Source organism: Bradyrhizobium sp. CCGB01, from assembly GCF_024199795.1.
Classification (GTDB): domain Bacteria; phylum Pseudomonadota; class Alphaproteobacteria; order Rhizobiales; family Xanthobacteraceae; genus Bradyrhizobium.
Window position 1 is genome coordinate 5,246,689 of record NZ_JANADK010000001.1, and the last position, 18,259, is coordinate 5,264,947.

18 protein-coding genes are annotated in these 18,259 nt (G+C 64.0%); 11 read left to right on the forward strand and 7 right to left on the reverse strand.

The window, feature by feature from the left end; genetic code table 11:
• Positions 1-22 precede the first annotated feature (22 nt).
• From NLM25_RS24200 to NLM25_RS24220, 5 genes are all read left to right on the forward strand, one after another.
• Entirely contained in the window at positions 23-772 is a 750-nt protein-coding gene (locus NLM25_RS24200) for an outer membrane protein (protein WP_254138648.1), read from the forward strand.
• A 327-nt stretch (positions 773-1,099) separates the two neighbouring features.
• Positions 1,100-4,084, forward strand: a complete 2,985-nt coding sequence (uvrA, locus tag NLM25_RS24205) for an excinuclease ABC subunit UvrA (RefSeq protein ID WP_254138649.1) — start codon at positions 1,100-1,102, stop codon at positions 4,082-4,084.
• A gap of 35 nt (positions 4,085-4,119) precedes the next feature.
• Positions 4,120-4,683, forward strand: coding sequence for a DinB family protein (locus tag NLM25_RS24210; protein WP_254138650.1), 564 nt, complete (start codon positions 4,120-4,122; stop codon positions 4,681-4,683).
• Between the two features lie 18 nt (positions 4,684-4,701).
• On the forward strand, positions 4,702-5,352 hold the full coding sequence (locus tag NLM25_RS24215) for an HAD-IA family hydrolase (RefSeq protein WP_254138651.1): 651 nt from the start codon (positions 4,702-4,704) through the stop codon (positions 5,350-5,352).
• Positions 5,353-5,456: 104 nt separating this feature from the next.
• Complete coding sequence (locus tag NLM25_RS24220) at positions 5,457-6,386, forward strand: nucleoside hydrolase (protein ID WP_254138652.1); 930 nt, start codon at positions 5,457-5,459, stop codon at positions 6,384-6,386.
• A gap of 97 nt (positions 6,387-6,483) precedes the next feature.
• Here NLM25_RS24220 and NLM25_RS24225 read toward each other — a convergent pair whose 3' ends face one another.
• Together NLM25_RS24225 and NLM25_RS24230 are read right to left on the reverse strand one after the other, a co-directional pair.
• Complete coding sequence (locus NLM25_RS24225) at positions 6,484-7,437, reverse strand: cytochrome D1 domain-containing protein (protein WP_254138653.1); 954 nt, start codon at positions 7,435-7,437, stop codon at positions 6,484-6,486.
• A gap of 2 nt (positions 7,438-7,439) precedes the next feature.
• Positions 7,440-8,021, reverse strand: a complete 582-nt coding sequence (locus NLM25_RS24230) for an SRPBCC family protein (RefSeq protein WP_254119714.1) — start codon at positions 8,019-8,021, stop codon at positions 7,440-7,442.
• A 987-nt stretch (positions 8,022-9,008) separates the two neighbouring features.
• Here NLM25_RS24230 and NLM25_RS24235 point away from each other — a divergent pair.
• Complete coding sequence (locus NLM25_RS24235; protein ID WP_254141256.1) at positions 9,009-11,090, forward strand: DUF1217 domain-containing protein; 2,082 nt, start codon at positions 9,009-9,011, stop codon at positions 11,088-11,090.
• A gap of 16 nt (positions 11,091-11,106) precedes the next feature.
• Here NLM25_RS24235 and NLM25_RS24240 read toward each other — a convergent pair whose 3' ends face one another.
• The 3 genes from NLM25_RS24240 to NLM25_RS24250 form a co-directional block, all read right to left on the reverse strand.
• Positions 11,107-11,967, reverse strand: a complete 861-nt coding sequence (locus tag NLM25_RS24240) for a PCC domain-containing protein (RefSeq protein WP_254138654.1) — start codon at positions 11,965-11,967, stop codon at positions 11,107-11,109.
• 9 nt (positions 11,968-11,976) lie between these two features.
• Positions 11,977-13,584, reverse strand: a complete 1,608-nt coding sequence (locus NLM25_RS24245; RefSeq protein ID WP_254138655.1) for an acyl-CoA synthetase — start codon at positions 13,582-13,584, stop codon at positions 11,977-11,979.
• A 105-nt stretch (positions 13,585-13,689) separates the two neighbouring features.
• The gene (locus tag NLM25_RS24250; RefSeq protein WP_254138656.1) at positions 13,690-14,187 is read right to left on the reverse strand and encodes a hypothetical protein; all 498 of its coding nucleotides are present in this window, start codon (positions 14,185-14,187) and stop codon (positions 13,690-13,692) included.
• Positions 14,188-14,281: 94 nt separating this feature from the next.
• Here NLM25_RS24250 and NLM25_RS24255 point away from each other — a divergent pair, with 94 nt between their 5' ends.
• The 3 genes from NLM25_RS24255 to NLM25_RS24265 all read left to right on the forward strand — a co-directional run bounded on the left by NLM25_RS24255 (position 14,282) and on the right by NLM25_RS24265 (position 15,535).
• Entirely contained in the window at positions 14,282-14,641 is a 360-nt protein-coding gene (locus NLM25_RS24255) for a hypothetical protein (protein ID WP_254138657.1), read from the forward strand.
• Between the two features lie 91 nt (positions 14,642-14,732).
• A complete protein-coding gene (locus tag NLM25_RS24260) occupies positions 14,733-15,248 on the forward strand; it encodes a DUF3828 domain-containing protein (protein WP_254138658.1) in 516 nt (171 codons plus the stop codon).
• An 11-nt stretch (positions 15,249-15,259) separates the two neighbouring features.
• The gene (locus tag NLM25_RS24265; RefSeq protein WP_254138659.1) at positions 15,260-15,535 is read left to right on the forward strand and encodes a GNAT family N-acetyltransferase; all 276 of its coding nucleotides are present in this window, start codon (positions 15,260-15,262) and stop codon (positions 15,533-15,535) included.
• 45 nt (positions 15,536-15,580) lie between these two features.
• Here the strand turns inward: NLM25_RS24265 and NLM25_RS24270 are convergent, their stop codons facing one another.
• On the reverse strand, positions 15,581-15,979 hold the full coding sequence (locus NLM25_RS24270; protein WP_254119728.1) for an SPW repeat protein: 399 nt from the start codon (positions 15,977-15,979) through the stop codon (positions 15,581-15,583).
• 265 nt (positions 15,980-16,244) lie between these two features.
• Between NLM25_RS24270 and NLM25_RS24275 the strand changes: the two genes are divergently transcribed.
• Positions 16,245-16,520, forward strand: a complete 276-nt coding sequence (locus NLM25_RS24275; protein WP_254138660.1) for a GNAT family N-acetyltransferase — start codon at positions 16,245-16,247, stop codon at positions 16,518-16,520.
• A 53-nt stretch (positions 16,521-16,573) separates the two neighbouring features.
• On the opposite strand, the gene NLM25_RS24280 is transcribed toward NLM25_RS24275, so the two are convergent.
• Entirely contained in the window at positions 16,574-16,975 is a 402-nt protein-coding gene (locus tag NLM25_RS24280; protein ID WP_254119732.1) for a DUF3597 domain-containing protein, read from the reverse strand.
• Positions 16,976-17,307: 332 nt separating this feature from the next.
• Here NLM25_RS24280 and NLM25_RS24285 point away from each other — a divergent pair, with 332 nt between their 5' ends.
• Positions 17,308-18,210, forward strand: coding sequence for a DUF2189 domain-containing protein (locus NLM25_RS24285; protein WP_254138661.1), 903 nt, complete (start codon positions 17,308-17,310; stop codon positions 18,208-18,210).
• Positions 18,211-18,259 lie beyond the last annotated feature (49 nt).

Consider the following 18,259-nt stretch of genomic DNA (forward strand, 5'->3'; position numbering starts at 1 on the left):
CTGGGTGCGTTGGGGACGTGACATGAAAACTTGGACGCTGGCTGCGGTCAGCTTGCTCGCCCTCGGCGCGGTCGCGCCCGCCGGTGCCGCGGAACTGCCGCTCTACAAGGCCCCCGTAGCGCCCGTCCTCGCCTACGACTGGAGCGGCGTCTATGTCGGCATCAATGGCGGTGGCGGCTGGGCCCATGCCTGCTGGGCCGTGACCAACTCGCTGGGCGCCGCTGTCGATCCTCCCATCGGCGAAGGCTGTCACAACGCGGGCGGCGGCACGATCGGCGGACAGCTCGGCTATCGCTGGCAGAGGGGGCGCTGGGTTCTCGGCGTCGAAGGCCAGGGCAACTGGGCCGACTTCAAGGGCAGCAATGTCAGCGTGGTGCTGGCGCCGCAGACCAACCAGACCAAGATCGACAGCTTCGGCCTGTTCACCGGCCAGATGGGCTACGCCGTCAACAGCCTGCTGCTCTACGGCAAGGCTGGCGCGGCCGTCGCCCACGACAAATACGACATTTTCTTTCCCGGCCTGCCGGCATTCAACAGCGTCAACCAGACCCGCTGGGGCTACAGCATCGGTATCGGCGTGGAATGGGGCTTTGCCGAGAACTGGTCGGTCGGCGGCGAGTACAACCACGTGTTCCTCGGCCATCACAATTCCGATTTCGCCACCCTCACCGGCGGCTTCCTCCCGCGCACCGACCGGATCGGCCAGGACATCGACATGGGCCTGATCCGCATCAACTATCGCTGGGGCAACCCGGTCGTCGCCAAATACTGAGCAAGCGTTTCTCGCAGGAACCTCCAAGTCCTGATCATGTGCGGATTGCCCCAAGTCCGCATTCAAACGCGAACGAAGGGCCGGCTTCACGCCGGCCCTTTGCCATGTCCTTGGCCTTTTCCTTGACATGTTCCGGATGCCCCCTCCTGCCAGATGCCGCCAGCGCGCCAACAATCCGTTGACGATTCGCAAGTCCCACTGGAAATCCGTCCCCGTTCTTCCTACGTTCGCTGACATACCCATCGGCGCCGATCCCGGTTCCGGGCGAAGCGCGCCTTTTTTGTTGGCGCGATCGCGCACCTTTGGGATTCCTTGAGGGCAACTCGGATGGATGAAGTGATCAAGGCGAAGCGCCAACAGCAGAACGCGGGATCGCACCTGCGCGCAATTACGATCCGTGGCGCGCGCGAGCACAACCTCAAGAATGTCGATGTCGAGCTTCCCCGCGACAAGCTCGTGGTGTTCACCGGCCTGTCGGGCTCGGGAAAATCCTCGCTCGCCTTCGACACCATCTATGCCGAAGGCCAGCGCCGCTACGTCGAATCGCTGTCGGCCTATGCCCGCCAGTTCCTGGAGATGATGCAGAAGCCCGACGTCGACCAGATCGACGGCCTCTCGCCAGCGATCTCGATCGAGCAGAAGACGACGTCGAAGAACCCGCGCTCGACGGTCGGCACCGTGACCGAGATCTACGACTACATGCGCCTGCTCTGGGCGCGCGTCGGCGTGCCCTATTCGCCCGCCACCGGCCTGCCGATCGAAAGCCAGACTGTCTCGCAGATGGTCGACCGCGTGCTGGCGCTGCCCGAAGGCACCCGCCTCTACCTGCTCGCTCCCGTCGTGCGCGGCCGCAAGGGCGAGTACCGCAAGGAGCTCGCCGAATGGCTCAAGAAGGGCTTTCAGCGCGTCAAGATCGACGGCACCTTCTACGAGCTCGCCGAAGCGCCTGTTCTCGACAAGAAATTCCCGCATGACATCGACGTCGTGGTCGACCGCATCGTGGTGCGCGCCGATATCGGCCAGCGCCTGGCCGAGAGCTTCGAGACCGCACTGAAGCTCGCCGAAGGTCTTGCCGTCGTCGAGTTCGCCGACGCGCCGGCGGCAGCGCCCGCGGAGGAAAAAGAGAAAAAGAAGACCGCGAAAATCCACGACAAGAGCGGGCCCGAGCGCATCCTGTTCTCGGAAAAATTCGCCTGCCCGGTCTCCGGCTTCACCATCCCCGAGGTCGAGCCGCGACTGTTCTCGTTCAACAACCCCTACGGCGCCTGCCCGGCCTGCGGCGGTCTCGGCGTCGAGCAGCATGTCGACGAAGACCTCGTCATCCCCGACAAGGAGCTCGCCATCGGCAAGGGCGCGATCGCGCCCTGGGCCAAGTCGTCGTCGCCTTACTACATTCAGACGCTGACGGCGCTCGGCAAGCACTACAAGTTCACGCTGACCACCAAATGGAAGGATCTGCCCAAGAAGACGCAGAACGCGATCCTTCACGGGTCCGGCGAGGACGAGATCAAGTTCTCCTACGAGGACGGGGTGCGCTCCTACGACACCAAGAAGCCGTTCGAGGGCGTGATCACCAACATCAACCGCCGCTACCGCGAGACCGAGAGCGAATGGGCGCGCGAGGAGCTCGCAAAATATTTCCATGACGTGCCCTGCGAGGGCTGCAAGGGCTTTCGGCTCAAGCCGGAGGCGCTCTGCGTCAAGGTCGGCACCAAACACATCGGCGAGATCTCGGAGCTGTCGGTCCGGAAGGCCGGCGAGTGGTTCGAGACCGTGCCGGATTCCCTGAACGCGCAGCAGAACGAGATCGCGGGCCGCATCCTGAAAGAAATCCGCGAGCGCCTCACCTTCCTGCTCGACGTCGGCCTCAACTACCTCACCCTCTCCCGCTCGTCCGGCACGCTGTCCGGCGGCGAGAGCCAGCGCATCCGCCTGGCGTCACAGATCGGCTCGGGGCTGACTGGCGTGCTCTACGTGCTGGACGAGCCTTCGATCGGCCTGCACCAGCGCGACAATGCGCGCCTGCTCGATACGCTCAAGCGGCTGCGCGACCTCGGCAACACCGTGATCGTGGTCGAGCATGACGAGGACGCGATCCTCCTCGCCGATTACGTGCTCGACATCGGGCCCGGCGCCGGCATGCATGGCGGCAACATCGTCGCCGAAGGCACGCCCGCCGAGATCATGCGCAATCCGAAATCGCTCACCGGCAAATACCTCACCGGCGAGCTCGAGGTCGAGGTGCCGGAACGGCGCCCGCCGAACCATCGCCGCACCATCAAGGTGGTCAACGCGCGCGGCAATAACCTCAAGAACGTCACCGCCGAGATTCCGCTCGGCCTGTTCACCTGCGTCACCGGCGTCTCCGGCGGCGGCAAGTCGACGCTCCTGATCGACACGCTCTACCGCGCGATCGCCCGCAAGCTGAACAACGCCAGCGAGGGTGCAGCCCCGCACGACCGCATCGAGGGCCTCGAGCACATCGACAAGATCATCGACATCGACCAGTCGCCGATCGGCCGCACCCCGCGCTCGAATCCCGCGACCTATACCGGCGCCTTCACCCCGATCCGCGAATGGTTCGCCGGCCTGCCCGAGGCGAAAGCGCGCGGCTACGAGCCCGGACGCTTCTCCTTCAACGTCAAGGGCGGCCGCTGCGAGGCCTGCCAGGGCGACGGCGTCATCAAGATCGAGATGCACTTCCTGCCCGACGTCTACGTCACCTGCGACGTCTGCAAGGGCAAACGCTACAACCGCGAAACGCTGGAAGTCCTGTTCAAGGGCAAGAGCATCGCCGACGTGCTCGACATGACCGTCGAGGAAGCCGCCGAGTTCTTCAAGGCGGTGCCGCGCGTGCGCGAGACGTTCCAGACCCTGCACCGCGTCGGCCTCGACTACATCCATGTCGGGCAGCAGGCCACCACGCTGTCGGGCGGCGAAGCCCAGCGCGTCAAGCTCGCCAAGGAATTGTCAAAACGTGCCACCGGCCGCACGCTCTACATCCTGGACGAGCCGACCACCGGCCTGCACTTCCACGACGTCAAGAAGCTCCTGGAAGTGCTGCACGAACTGGTCGCGCAAGGCAACACGGTCGTCGTCATCGAGCACAATCTCGAAGTCATCAAGACGGCCGACTGGGTCATCGACCTCGGTCCCGAAGGCGGCGACGGCGGCGGCGAGATCGTCGCCTGGGGCCCCCCGGAAGACATCGCGAAAGCGCCTAGGAGCTATACGGGGCAGTTTCTGGCTCCGGTGCTGGAGAAGGCCCGGAAGCCGAAGCGAAGGCGGACAGCGAGCGAGGCGGCGGAGTAGCTTCCGCCGACATGTCGGTCCATGGGAGAACATTTGTGTCCGCAGGACTCGTGCAGACCTATCGGTCGTTCGCCTATAACAATGCCTGGGCCAACCATCGCCTGCTCACAGCCTGCACCGGTCTCAGCCAGGCCGAATTCGAAGCCGCGCGAACCGGCTTCTTCCCGAGCATTCAGCGCACGCTGAACCACATCTACGTCATCGACCTCTTCTACATCGATGCGCTTGAGGGCGGCTGGCTCGGACCACGAGCCTTTGAAAACGAGGTGCCGTATCCCTCGCTTTCCGAGCTGAAACCTGCCCAGGCAGCAATGGACAAGCGACTGCTCGCCGTCTGCGACGCGCTGACACCTGAAGGTCTCGACGGCTTTGTCCGGATCAACCGCGACACGAGCGTTCAGACCGAACGCCGCGACCGGCTGCTCATGCATCTGTTTCAGCATCAAATCCATCACCGCGGACAGGCGCACGCCATGCTCTCCGAAACCAGCGTCGCGCCGCCTCAGCTCGACGAGTTCTTCGCCGAGGGCGAAGCGCCGCTCAGGTCCGCCGAATTCGACGATCTCGGATGGACCGAAGAAACGGTATGGAAATCCTGAGGCCGTAACTTCTTTTCCATGCCCTACTCCCTCGCCATCTTCGATCTCGACGGCACGCTGGCCGACAGCTTTCCGTGGTTCCTGCGCACCATCAACGATGTCGCCGACCGCTTCGGCTTTCGCCGCGTCGCGGATGAAGACATCGAGGGGCTGCGGCATGCATCGAGCCGCGAGATCCTCGCCCGCCTCGAGGTGCCGCTGTGGAAGCTGCCGGCGATCGCCCGGCATGCGCGGCGGTTGAAGGCGGAGGCGGCGGCCGAGATCTCGCTTTTCGCGGGCGTCGAGACGATGCTGCGGACGCTGGCCGATAACGGCGTGCAGCTCGCGCTGGTGACGTCCGACAGCGAGGCCAATGCGCGTGAAAAGCTCGGCGATTCCGCCGCCCTGATCGCGCATTTCGACTGCGCGGCATCGTTGTTCGGCAAGCCCGCGAAATTCCGCCGGGTCATCAGGCGCGCGGGCGTGGACCCGGACAAGGTGATCGCGATCGGTGACGAGGTCCGCGACATCGAGGCGGCGCGGGCCGTGGGGATTGCCTGCGGCGCGGTCAGTTGGGGCTATGCTGCGCCAGCCGCGTTGCAGGCGCTTGCGCCCGATCACATGTTTGAACACATGGGCGACATTGCGGAGACCTTGTGCGGAAACGTAGGGTGGATTAGCGAAGCCTAATCCACCACTGTTCGCATCCGCAGAGACAGACGAGGTGGGTTACGCCAGGGACCACGCTTCGCGCAGCAGCGCCTAACCCACCATATGAACTGCTCGGAGAGGCGATGATGACACTCACGGACGCAGCCCGCCTCAAGCTCCTGGCGCCGCCGGTCGGCCGGTTGCGCGTCGTGCTCGACACCGACACCTATAACGAGATCGACGATCAGTTTGCGCTGGTGCAGATGCTGCTGTCGCCGGAACGTTTTGACGTCGAGGCGATCTATGCCGCGCCGTTCTTCAACGCGCGCGCGGACAGTCCCGGCCACGGCATGGAGCTGAGCTATCAGGAAATCCTTCGCCTGCTGGAGCGCCTGAACGTCGCGCCTGACGGCCTGGTTCATCGCGGTGTCACCGACTATGTCGGTTCGGCCAAGACCGCACGGCCGGCAGCCGCCGTCGACGATCTCGTGGCCCGGGCGCGGGCGGGCTCGCCAGACAAACCGCTCTATGTGATTGCCATCGGCGCCATCAGCAACGTCGCCTCTGCGCTGCTCGAGGCGCCCGACATCATCGACCGCGTCGTGGTGGTCTGGCTCGGCGGCCATGCGCTGGAATGGCCCGATACCATCGAGTTCAACCTCAAGCAGGATGTCGGCGGCGCTCAGGTGCTGCTCGACAGCGGCGTGCCGCTCGTCCTCGTGCCGTGCAAGGGCGTGACCTCGCGCCTTCACAGTACCGTGCCGGAGATCGAGCGCTATGTCGAACCACATGGCAGCATCGGCGCGTTCCTCGCCATGCGCTTCAAGGAATACTCCTCCGACCACATGGGCTGGGCCAAGGAGATCTGGGACATGGCGGCGGTCGGCTGGCTGCTCAATCCCGTGTGGGCACCGAGCGTGATCATCCCGGCCCCGGTTCTGACCGATCAGATGACCTGGAGCGTGGATCGCCGGCGGCATCCGATCCGTTACGTGACCTACGTGGATCGCAACCCGATCCTGAGGGATTTTTTCGCGAAGCTGCAGGCGTTTGCCGCGAAGCAAGTGCCGTAGGGTGGGCAAAGCGAAGCGTGCCCACGTGCCAGGCCGAGGGAGACGGTGGGCACGGCGCGATGCGCCTTTGCCCACCCTACGGCACCTGAACAGCCCCCTACTCCGTCCTCCGCAAGAACGCCCCGAACGCGCGCGGGCCGTCGCCGGTCTTGATCTCGCCGACCACTTTCAGCTCGGCTGCATCGATGATGTGGAGCGTGTTGCTCTCCCAGCACGCCACGATGACGCGCTTGCCGTCCGCGGTCGCGGCAATGCCTTCCGGATAGTCACCGACATTGATGCGCTTCACCGGCTTCAGCGTCGCAAGGTCGAACACGCTGACGGTGCCGCCATATTGGTCGGTGACGAACCCCCGGCCCTGCGTCAGCGCCACCGCATAGGGACGCATCCCGACCGCCACGCGGCCGATCTCGCGCGCCTCTGCAATGTCGATCACGGAGACGTCGTCGGAGCCGACATTGGCGGTATAGGCGCGCTTGCCCTCGGCATCGATGGTGACGCCGAACGGGCGGGTGCCGACCTTGATGGTCGTCTTGCGCTGGCGGGTCGCGGTGTCCACGACCGAGACACTGTCGTCGTCGCGGTCCGCCGAGAGCAGCAGCTTGCCGTCAGGCATCACTGCCAGGCCCGACGGCGAGGCGCCGACTGCGATGCTGGCCGTGACACTGCGCGAGGCCGCATCGATCACCCGCACCGCCGCCGCATACCAGTCGGCGACATAGACCGTCTTGCCGTCGGGCGCGACGGCAATGCCGAGCGGCCCGCCGCCGACCTCGACGCGGCCAGCGACCTGCCGCGTTGCTGCGTCGACCACGGTCACGGCCTTGGCGTCGGGGCTCGTCACATAGGCAAAGCGCCCGTCCGCGCTGACGGCCACACCGGCCGGCTTGCCGCCGATCGGGATGGTCGCGACGCTGCGCGATGTCGCGAGGTCCACGACCATCAGATCGTCGCTGAGCTGGTTGGTGACGAACGCCTCCTCGGCGGCCGCGCTGCCGAGACCGGCAACGCAAAGGCTGGCGGCGAGCGCCGCCAGGGCCAGCGTCCGCACGGTCAGCTTCCGCTCTCGATCTTCTTCTTCAGCGCCTCGAGGCCGGCCTTGTAGAGCCCGCTCACTGCAGTCTTGGCGGCCTCGTCGCTCAGCTCCGGCGGCGGATCGTTGTTGGGAAAGCCGCGGTAGAATGCGCCGGCCCACTCCAGCGTCGAGCCCTTGCCGTCGGCGCTGGGCGTCACCGTCAGCGTCGAGGAATAATTGGTGACCGGCAAGACCTTCACGTCGACGGTGGTGATCCGGTAGGAATAGGTCATCGCGGCGGCGTCGAACTTGTAGAGCTCCTCGTCGACGGTGGCTCCTCCCGTCAGCGTTAGCTTCCGCGTGGCGCCGATCTCGTTGCCCTTCTCGCCCTCGGTCTTGGTGACGGGCGGAAGCCAGCTCATGTCCTGGAAATTGCCGATTGCGGCCCACACCTTGGCCGGGGCTGCGTTGATCTCGATGGATTCGCGCACCTTCTGCCGGGTCGGCCCATGCGCCCAGGCAGGTGAAAAGGCTGGCGCCAACGCCGCCGTCAAAGCCGCCGCGCCCGCGGCAGTCAGCACCGCGGCCATGACCGTGCGCCGTCCAATCGTCACCCTCATCTCGTTTCCTCATGCGTCCAGTTGATCGTGCGCGACTTGAGGCGCGCTGGGATCATGGTAGCGCATTTTGCGGCTGCGGGGAGACCTGTTCGTGGCGCCGTTGCGGCGGGCGCTCGCGCGCTCCACAACCCCTTGCGCCGCCCGGCGGGCAAAACACCCAACGGGAGGGTCAACCACACCACGCGAAAATAATTCTCTTTATCCGTATTTCGGATTATCACATAGAAAGCCATCCCAACCCGGCCGAGGGGCGGATCGCGATCGTCACGAACGCGGGATGGGACGTGGTGGACGCAGGCGGCGTCGGCGCGAAGGTGGTTTGCAGGGGCGGGTCACACCGTGAGCAGGCGCCGCGCGCACACGACCGGTGCAGCCTGCCTACGGCAAAATCGTGTGGTCCTGGCGCCCGGGGCCTGTGTGCCAAGTCTTGCGGTGATGCGTGCGGCCCGACCGGGTCCGCAACATCAGCCATCGGCAAGGCGACGGGGGCAATAGTGCATCGCTCCCCGGGGAGAGCACGACATAAGCCGTCAACCCACTGCGCAGGGAAGGCCGGATGTTTGGCTTAACCTGTATGCCGCTGTGCATCACTTCCAGCGCATTTCGCGCACAGCGGACCGCGGGTGCCCGCCGGCACCCGGCCTTCCCTGCGCCCTCGGCACTTTCGGGGGCTGCGACCGAAGCAAAGCTCGGGCACGACGTGCCGCGAGGATGCGCAAGGGTGCCCACAAGCGGACCCGAACGTCGGTTAGAACATATCAGGAACACAATCTTCACGAAAGCCGCATCTGAGAAACATACAGAAACACATAGAAACAGACTCAATATGCGTCACTTGGGTGAACACTAAAATCTAAGATTGTGGGCAAGAATCGCCTCAAGAAAACGTAGCTGCAAGACCGTCTGCTGGCATGAGGCCAGCCCCACCTCGCGACCCGGCAATGATTGGCGGAAGTCCGGGACCTTAAAAGCCGCGAGGAATGCGCGATGGTATCAACGTATTTCGGTTACAACTACATCACGCGCAACCTCAAGCAGTCCCTGACGCGGGTCGAACAGCAAGCGGACGTGGCGCGGGAGGCCGCCTATTACAAAGCCAACATCGGCAAGGTGAAGACCGTCGACGATTTCATGAAGGATTATCGCCTTTATCATTATGCGATGAAGGCATATGGCCTGGAAGACATGGCCTACGCCAAGGCCTTCATGAAGAAGGTGCTGGAGAGCGACCTCAACGACTCCAAGAGCTTCGTCAACAAGCTGGTCGACAAGCGTTACCAGGAGTTTGCCGCGGCGTTTTCCTTCAACGGCAGTGCGACGCCGGTTGCGCAATCGGAGAACCAGACCGACGAGATGATCGGCCTGTACACGGCGACCATGAAAAGCCAGGTCGACGCACTCGCCGACGACACGAATTACTACAACTCCAAAATCGGCGGCATCACCAGTGCAGACCAGCTGCTGAACGACGACCGTCTTCGCAATTATGTCTATTCGGCATTCGGGATCGACGAGAGCAAGTGGCCGCGTGACACCATAAGCCAGGTCCTGCGCAGCGATCCGTCCGATCCAAACAGCTACGTCAGCACCACCTTCACCTCCCAGCTGACCGGCCTCAACGCCCAGCTTACGCAAGCCAAATCAGATGTGAACGCCACCAATACGAAGATCGCCGACTACACGGCCCAGCTCTCGCAACCGGGCGCAGACGTAGCCCAGTTGAACGTCCAGATCCTGGTCGAAAAATATCATCTGGAGACATATACGAAGAGCGTTTCCAGCCTCAACGACCAGATCTCGACGATCGGCGAGTTCGTAGATCTGGCTGGCGCGTTCGAGTTTTCGGCTGACGGGTCGCTTCCGTCGGGTGTGCCCGCCCAGACGGCCGCAAACATCACGCTCACCAAAAAACAGTTCGACGACAGCAAGTCCGCCGTCTATGCGGCGGCAAGCCCGCTGAGCGAAGCTGCGGCAATCAAGAATTTCAGAAACGCCATCCTCAATATCAATTCAGTCCAGTCGCTCGTATCGACACCAGCCGTGTATGATTTTGCACTGGGCGCCGTCGGCCTCGATCCCAAACAGGTCTCGCAGGCTACCGTCAAGGCTGTCCTCGAAAGCGACCTCAGCGATCCCAAGAGCTACGTCTATACCCTCAAGGACAATCGGTACGTAGAGCTCGCGCGCGCCTTCAACTTCGACGCAAAGGGCAATCTGACGACCCCCCTGGTTGCTCAGGACCGGGCTGAAGTCCTCCAGATTGCGAAGGACTACGTCATTCAAGCGGTGAAGAGTGCAAGCACGGCGAGCACCCAGCAGCAGGCGGCCGTTCGGGCACAAGCCACCAAGGATGCGACGGACTATCAGGAGGCGATCGCAGGCATCGACAGCGTTTCCGATCTTCTTGCAAACCGGCCGATGGTCGATTTTATTCTCCTGGCCAAGGGTTTGGACCCCAGGAAGGTCAGCGACGATTTTCTCAAGAAGATCTTCGCATCCGACCTGAACGACAAGAAGAGCTTCGTGAACGCGCAGAGCGATCCTCGATTTGCCGAAATCGTGGCGTCGTTCAACTTCGACAGCAAGGGTAACGTCGCGCGCCTGGCGATGATGGGTCCGCAGAAGCGGGATCAATTCCGGGAAACGCAGGCGAACTATCTCCAGCAAAGCCTGGAGCAGCAGCAGGGCGATACGAATCCCGGCGTGCGCCTGGCGCTCTATTTCCAGCGAAAGGCGGGAGAAATCACGTCCGCATACGACATCCTGGCCGACAAGGCGCTTTCGGAGGTGTTCAGGACCACCTTCAATCTGCCGGATTCGATGGCGGCGATGCCGATCGATCAGCAGGCCAAATTCGTGGACAAATTCATGAAGATCAAGGATCTGTCCGATCCCGCGAAGGTCGAAAAGCTGCTGAGTCGTTTCTCCGCCATGTATGACGTCAAAAACAGCGAGAGCACCGGCCAGGGACAATCTCCCTTGCTCAATCTCTTTCAAGGATCGAGCTCCGGCATCTCGAGCATGAGTGAATCCACGTACCTGGCGATTGCCAAACTGCGTGCTCACTGATGATCGCGCGCCGATCCTAGCCTAACACCTCGAGCACCAGCTCCATGGTCATCAGCACAGGATTGTCGCCGCGGATCAAACGGCCCTCCGCAATGCCGCCGGTGTAGTCGATCAGGGCAACATCGAGCGCGGCTTCCAGCGCGCCGGAAGCTCCCGGCGCGATCACGCCGGCCGTTATCGCAAGCTCCGTCGCGAACGGTACGGTCACGCCGCCATGGGTGAAGCGCGCGCCGATGGTCGAGCCGACTCCGCCGTGGATCTTCGCACGCGCGATGCCGTGCGCGCGGCAGAACGCTTCGAGACAGCCGGCAAAATCCTGATTGGGACGCAGCCGCAGTGCGAAGGCGCGGCTGGTGGCGCGCGCGCCGGTGCTCGCGGCCGCGACTGGCCCGAACAGCTTGAAATTGGTCTCCGGGTCAGGCTCGGCCGTGAACATCGCGCCATCGACGCCAAAGGCCTCGACCACGAACGGCTCGGCGACATCAGTCTCATCCGGCAGCATGTGGCCGCCGCTCGTCTTGCCGTCCGCCTCGGTCCACAGCCCATGGCAATGAAAGAACGGCGCGCCGTCGCGCGTGCCCAGCGTCATGCTGCCGAGCCTGGTGCGCGTCACGCCGCTAGGGCGGAAAGTGTCGCTGTAGAACGCCGCGTTCTCAGCTGTCTTCGACAGCGCCGGCATCACGTATGCGAACGGTCCGAGCGCAGCGCTGCCAAAATTCAGCACGCCGCCGGCAAACCCCTCCGCCGCAAAACCACGCCGCGCGGCTTCGAGCAGCGGCAGCCCTGCTTCGAGCCTGAACGCGAAGGCGCGCCCCCTCGCCTCCACCCATTGGATGCGCTCGCTGACTGGCGTGCCCGGCTGCTTGATACTCCGCATCGCGTACGCTCAGCCTGCCTGCTTCTTGTCGAGATCGAGCAGCCCGCGCGCCTCGAGCTCGTCACGCACCATGCGTTTTGGAATCTTGCCGTAACCGGATTTCGGCAAGGCCTCCCAGAAGAAGAAGCGCTTCGGCATCTTGTAGCGCGGCACCTTCGGCAACAGGAACGCCGCCATCTCCGCCTCACTCACGGGCTTCTCGCCTTCGCGCGCGACGCAGACGGCGACCCCGACCTCGCCCCAGGTCGCATCGGGCACGCCGAGCACGGCGACCTCGCCGACCGCGGGATGGGTCAGGATCTTTTCTTCGATCTCGCGCGGATAGATGTTGGAGCCGCCGGAGATGTACATGTCGGAGGCACGTCCCGTGATATAGACGAACCCCTCCTCGTCCATGTGGCCGAGATCGCCGGTGCGGAACCAGCCGTTGCGGAACGCCTTCGCATTGGCTTCGGGGTTGTCGTAATAGCCGGCAAGTACGGCAGGCCCGATCACGCAGATCTCGCCGCTCTGGTTGGCCGCGAGCTCGCGGCCCTCGTCATCCTGGATCGAGACCTGCATGCCGGTGCGCTCGAAGCCGCAGGTGCCGATCTTCGCGTACGGCCCGTCCTCGGGATCGTGGAGCGCCGCCGGCAGCACAGTGATGTTGCCGGTGACCTCGCCGAGGCCGAAATATTGCACGATGACCTTGCCGAGCTTCTTCAGCGCGGCCTTCTGGTCCTCGCGATACATCGGCGCGCCGGCATAGATCACGTGACGCAGCGAGGAGTGATCGTATTTATCCGCGGCGGGGTGCTCGACCATCATCTTCAGGATCGTCGGCACCGTGAAGAGATTGCTGACGCGATGGGCCTCGATCAGGCGGAAGGCCTCATCGATGTCGAATTTCTCGGTCGGCAGCAGCACGGTGCGCACGCCCCGCGCGGTCTGCACCAGCTGATGCACGCCGGCGCCATGCGACAGCGGCGCCACCACCAGCGATGCGTCCTCTTCCGTGACGCCGGGGGTGAGATCGGCGAGATGGTTGGTGACGACAAAGCCCATCTGGCCATGGGTCAGCACCGCCGCCTTGGAGCGGCCCGTGGTGCCCGAGGTGAAGAAGAACCAGCAGGGATCGTCGTGCTCGACGTCGACGTTCGTAACGCTTGCGCCGGCTTGCGAAGCGATGGCATCGGCCACCGAGCGCTCCCCGAACGATGCCTTGCCGTCGATGCTCCATGTGAATTCCAGCGCGCCGCCCTTCACGGCCGCGGCATGCTCGGGAAAATCGACGTGGCACAGAAACGCCTTGGCGCCGGAGGCCTGCGCGAGATAGGTGACCTCGTCCGGCATCAGGCGGAAATTGGTGGGGACCCAGACCGCACCGAGCCGGAACGCGGCGAACATCGAGAAGAACATCTCGTCGCCATTCTTGGAATGGACGAGGATGCGGTCACCCTTGACGATGCCGCGCGCGGCGAGCGCAGCCGCCAGCGCCGAAACCTGCGCGTCGATCTCACGCCACGTCCAGGATTTGTCCCCCCAGACGAAACCGGAACGCGCCCCATGCCGCCGCGCATTCTGCGTCAGCATGTGAGCGAGATTCATGACGCGGCGGGACATGCGCAGGGGCTGCATCGGGCTTCCTCTTCGGCGGCGGACGGCATGCCAGCCGCCCGCTCGTTTCAGCCCATTTATCGCCATCGCCACCGGCCCCGCAAGGCCGCCTGCCGCACAGCTGCCCTACGGCTGTTTGAACGCGAATGGCGTCGCCGTAATGGCCTTCTCCTTCCAGCAGGCCTGCGCACCAAAGCCGCCGCAATAGCTGCCGTGCAGATCGAAGCGAACGGTGCGCGCGGCGCCGCGCTTCATCGGCGGCGCCAAAATCTTGTAGCTGCGGACATAGCCATCGAACACGGGGCGCACGCTGCCATCGGGCAGAGTCACCAGGATGTTCATGACGCAGCCGCCGGTTCCGCAATAGGTGGTCTCGCGCTCCCCGCATTTGGTATCGCGAAAATCGACGATGTAGTCCTCACGGCCGTCCCCGGTCAGGTCGACCTTGCGCACCGTGTCCGCGGCAAAGGTCACTGGACCTCCATCCTGGCTCTCGCATTCGGCATTGGCATAGCGCAGCGCCTTCTGCACGCCGGGCGGATAATCGGAGGGATTGAAGGGCTTTGCCTCGTCGGCACGCGCAGCAGTGGCGAACAGAGCGAGCATGAGGATCAGATGGCGCATGCGCGTTTGTCGCCGGCGCAGCTGCGATCGTTCGGGGAATTTTAAACATGATCGGCGCAACCTCGCTCAGTTCTTGCGTACAGAGTGCTGCATCATGGTCAAAGCGCCCGCCTTCCTCCTGTTGTCGCTGGCGCTCGCCGGATGTGCCGTGGCCCCGCAAGCGCATCTCGCCTCCGATCCCGCCTTCAAGCCTGCGCTCTATGCCTGGGACGGCGCCGGCGAGGATCCCAACAAGTCGCGTGCGGCGTCCGGGCCTGCGCGGACCGCTGGCCGATCCGAGCGCAACAGATCGCAAGCCGGACTTGAGCCCTATTCGAAGGAATGGTGGCAGGCGCAGGACAGCATCGAGGCCGAGCAGGACGCCAGGGTCAACCGCTCGCTCGTCATCTGCCAGGGCTGCCTCCGCCCGCAGCCGCAGCCCGAAGATTCCAGGCTCGCCAAAGCAACCGATTGAACCGAACCGCGGCTCCATCGGTCTACAGAGATACGCGCTGACGCAGGCCGTTCCGGCCTGTGGTCGCGCGCCATGCTCTCAGGGACATTCCATGCTCACCCGTCGGACCTTCGTCGCCGCCTCTCTGCTTGCCACCGTCTCCCCCGCATTCGCCGTAATGCCTGTCTCCAGCGATCCCATCGCGATCCTGACCGCGATCTACACCCGCGCGGCCAAGGGCAAGGGCGACGGCGGCGGCGGCTTCGTCATCGAGAACAAGGCGGCCAAGGCGCAATATCTCTCCAAGGCGCTGGTCGCGCTGTGGGCCAGGGCGGACGCGCATACGCCGAAGGGCGACGTCGGGCCGGTCGATTTCGATCCCGTCACCAATTCGCAGGAACCGGACGTAAAATCGTTCAAGGTTGACGCCGAGAAGATCGAGGCCGACAAGGCGACGATCGCGGTGACCATCACCGGCCACCGCAACGACCGCAAACCCGCCGATCTGATCGTGCGTTACGACTTCGTGCGCGAGGCCAATAGCTGGCGGATCGACGACATCAAGGGCTCGTCCGACGGCGAGGCCTGGTCGATCCGCAAGATGCTGACGGACTCGCTGAAGAGCTGACCGGAGACGACATGAGCGACGTCATCGACAACAAGGACCATCACCGCTTCGAGCTTGAGGTCGAGGGCCATCTTGCGACCGAGCATTACAAGCTCGACGGCAATTTCATCACCTTCGAGCACACTGACGTCCCCAAGGAGCTCGGCGGCAAGGGCGTCGGCTCGAAACTGGTGCAAGGCGCACTCGACCACGTCCGCGCGGCCGGATTGAAACTGATCCCGGAATGCCCGTTCGTGAAGGCATGGATCGAGAAGCATCCGGAATACCAGGACCTGGTGAAGAGATGACGGCGCAGGCCCGCCGCAGCCAGGCGGGCCTGCCGGTCTCTGAGGCTATTGCCCGTGCCTGAGCATGTCCTGGTCACTCAGGTCCCAGTCCTGCCACAGCTGGAGCACGCCGAGGAGCACCACCACCGCGCCGAGGCTCGTATGATAGACGCGAAGATAGCCTTCGCCGGAATAGCCGATGACATAGGGCGAGGCGATGAGCCACAGCCCGATCAGTATTGTCGTCACCTCTTGCCAGCGCTGCAGCGCGACATATTCGAGCTGGCTGAGGCCAAACACGACAAGGCCGACCGCGACCGCATTCAGGATCATCATCTGGTGTCCGGCGATCGGCGGTTGTTCCTGGATGGGAAACCACGGCGAAACGACGATCAGTGCGCCGAGCAACATCCCGCACCAATCTTCCCACGTTCGATGAGTATTCAAGAAACCAAAGTCCGACATAGTACCCTCCTACGACAGAGGCATACGTCTGCGGCTGGCGAACATGATACTCCGAACGTCTGGCAGCTCTGCCGGCCGCATTCAGGCGTATGTCCTTCAAAGGACGTGGCAATCGCCCTGGAACTTGCAAGGGCCGTATCGCGGATTATTTAGGATCTCCCGTTGCCGGGCAGCAGCTTGGCCCCCGCTGCCCTGGTCGCACCTTGGCAAGAGCCGGTGCTGGCGCCTAGATCAGGAGGCAGACAGCGCTTCGGAAGGATATTGCATGGCGGCAACGGTACGGGACAACAAGGACAGCAGTCGCTTCGAGCTCGATGTCGGCAACGAAATCGCCTTCGCCAATTACCGGCTCACGCCGTCGGCCGTGATCATCACCCACACCGAGACGCCGCGCGCGCTCCGCGGCCGCGGCATTGCATCCGAGCTGATCAAGGGTGCGCTGGACCTGATCCGCCGCGACGGCAGGAAGGTGATCGCCGGCTGCGGCTTCGTCGTCGACTATCTCGACAGGCATCCGGAAGATGCGGACCTCGTCGCCTGAATGCAAAAGGGCCCGCGAGATCGCGGGCCCCCGGCTTACGACCGAGCGATCGGTCAGTGCTTGATCTCGGGCGGGAGCTTGCCGCCATTGGCGGCGAGCTTGGACATCACCTGCTTGTGCAGCCAGACGTTCATGCTCGCGGAATCGTTGGTGTCGCCGCTATAGCCGAGCTCCTTGGCGAGATCCTTGCGCGCGGCGAGGCTGGAATCGATGTCGAGCGCCTTCATGAGGTCGACGATCGAGGTGCGCCATTCCAGCTTCTCGCCCTTGTGCGCGGCCACGGCCGCATCGACGATCGCAGCAACGTCCACTGTCGACGCAGGCGCGCCGGCAGGCGCTGCTCCGCCCGGCGCGGCGCTAGCGGGCGCGCTGCCCGACGGTGCGCTGCCTGCAGGTGCGGCGGAAGCTGGATGGCTGCCGAAGATCGCGCCCATGATTTTCCCGAAAATGCTCATGTCTGCTCCCCGAATAGGATCCGTTGGAAGGGCCTTGAGTGGCACTTATAAACGAAGTTTCTGCGTTGCGCCCGCGAAGTCCTGCGAACCGACAAGCAGCATCAGCTTATCTGCGGCGAAATGACGGCCGAATGACATCATTGAGGTTGCAGTGCGGCATCGAATCTCAACCAGGCGTGAGGGACAGGACTCGGAAATGGGCGTACGCTTGAGCTTCAGCTCGCGATGGCGTCCGGAATTCGCGTCTGGTCGACATCGCGAAACTCAGAAAAGCGGCCGCTTGCGCCGTTGCCGGCGCCGAATTCGGCTGCATGGCAAGGGAGCTAGCGACCATGGCCACACTCTACCAGGGCAATGTCCCCACCGTGGGCCAGACCGCCAAGGCGGCTGGACCGGTGATCCGCACCATCCAAATCTCCGATCTGCACGACGCGCTCAGGCGGGGCTGGGAAGATTTCAAGGCGGTGCCGAGCCACGCCATCATCCTCTGCGTGATCTATCCGGTGCTGGGCCTCGTGCTCGCCCGCGCGGTGATGGGCTATTCGGTGCTGCCGCTGTTGTTCCCGCTGGCCGCAGGCTTCGCGCTGATCGGCCCGTTCGCCGCCCTCGGTCTCTATGAGCTCTCCAGCCGGCGCGAACGCTATGAAGAGGCCAGCGCCTGGGATGCCATGGAGGTGCTGCGCTCGCCATCGTTCGGCGCCATGCTCGGTCTCGGCACACTGCTGCTCGCGCTGTTCGTGACCTGGGTTGCGACCGCGCAGGCGATCTATATCGCGGCGTTCGGCTATGAGGGCGCGACCGGGATCTCTGATTTCATGACACTCACCAGCCGGCAAGGCTGGTGGCTGATCGTGGTCGGCTGCGGCACCGGCTTCCTGTTCGCGCTTGCCGCGCTCTGCATCAGCGCCGTGTCGTTCCCCTTGATGCTCGACCGCCATGCCGGCGCGTTCGAGGCGATGGTGACGTCGCTGCGCGTCGTCGCCAAGAACCCGGTGCCGATGTTGGCCTGGGGCCTGATCGTCGCGGTGCTGCTGGCGCTCGGCACGATCCCGGCGTTCCTCGGCCTTGCCGTGGTGATCCCCCTGCTCGGCCATGCCACCTGGCACCTCTACCGCAAGGTGATCGCCTCGGAGCCCGGTGCACGTCCAGTGCCGCCCCCGCCGCATCGCCCGCGCAAGCCGGCCGCCGACTTCCCCGCCAACCTCTTCCCCTGGAGGAATCGGACGGACGCCTGACGATATCGTGACATGCGCTCCTGCCCGGGACCGGGCAGGAGCGCGCACT

Excerpts from the sequence above, each read along its gene's own strand:
- NLM25_RS24200 (WP_254138648.1), top strand. The coding sequence starts at position 23 with ATGAAAACTTGGACGCTGGCTGCGGTCAGCTTGCTCGCCCTCGGCGCG.
- uvrA (WP_254138649.1), top strand. The coding sequence starts at position 1,100 with ATGGATGAAGTGATCAAGGCGAAGCGCCAACAGCAGAACGCGGGATCG.
- NLM25_RS24215 (WP_254138651.1), top strand. The coding sequence starts at position 4,702 with ATGCCCTACTCCCTCGCCATCTTCGATCTCGACGGCACGCTGGCCGAC.
- NLM25_RS24220 (WP_254138652.1), top strand. The coding sequence starts at position 5,457 with ATGATGACACTCACGGACGCAGCCCGCCTCAAGCTCCTGGCGCCGCCG.
- NLM25_RS24230 (WP_254119714.1), bottom strand. The coding sequence starts at position 8,021 with ATGAGGGTGACGATTGGACGGCGCACGGTCATGGCCGCGGTGCTGACT.
- NLM25_RS24235 (WP_254141256.1), top strand. The coding sequence starts at position 9,009 with ATGGTATCAACGTATTTCGGTTACAACTACATCACGCGCAACCTCAAG.
- NLM25_RS24240 (WP_254138654.1), bottom strand. The coding sequence starts at position 11,967 with ATGCGGAGTATCAAGCAGCCGGGCACGCCAGTCAGCGAGCGCATCCAA.
- NLM25_RS24245 (WP_254138655.1), bottom strand. The coding sequence starts at position 13,584 with ATGCAGCCCCTGCGCATGTCCCGCCGCGTCATGAATCTCGCTCACATG.
- NLM25_RS24250 (WP_254138656.1), bottom strand. The coding sequence starts at position 14,187 with ATGCGCCATCTGATCCTCATGCTCGCTCTGTTCGCCACTGCTGCGCGT.
- NLM25_RS24255 (WP_254138657.1), top strand. The coding sequence starts at position 14,282 with ATGGTCAAAGCGCCCGCCTTCCTCCTGTTGTCGCTGGCGCTCGCCGGA.
- NLM25_RS24260 (WP_254138658.1), top strand. The coding sequence starts at position 14,733 with ATGCTCACCCGTCGGACCTTCGTCGCCGCCTCTCTGCTTGCCACCGTC.
- NLM25_RS24265 (WP_254138659.1), top strand. The coding sequence starts at position 15,260 with ATGAGCGACGTCATCGACAACAAGGACCATCACCGCTTCGAGCTTGAG.
- NLM25_RS24270 (WP_254119728.1), bottom strand. The coding sequence starts at position 15,979 with ATGTCGGACTTTGGTTTCTTGAATACTCATCGAACGTGGGAAGATTGG.
- NLM25_RS24275 (WP_254138660.1), top strand. The coding sequence starts at position 16,245 with ATGGCGGCAACGGTACGGGACAACAAGGACAGCAGTCGCTTCGAGCTC.
- NLM25_RS24280 (WP_254119732.1), bottom strand. The coding sequence starts at position 16,975 with ATGAGCATTTTCGGGAAAATCATGGGCGCGATCTTCGGCAGCCATCCA.
- NLM25_RS24285 (WP_254138661.1), top strand. The coding sequence starts at position 17,308 with ATGGCCACACTCTACCAGGGCAATGTCCCCACCGTGGGCCAGACCGCC.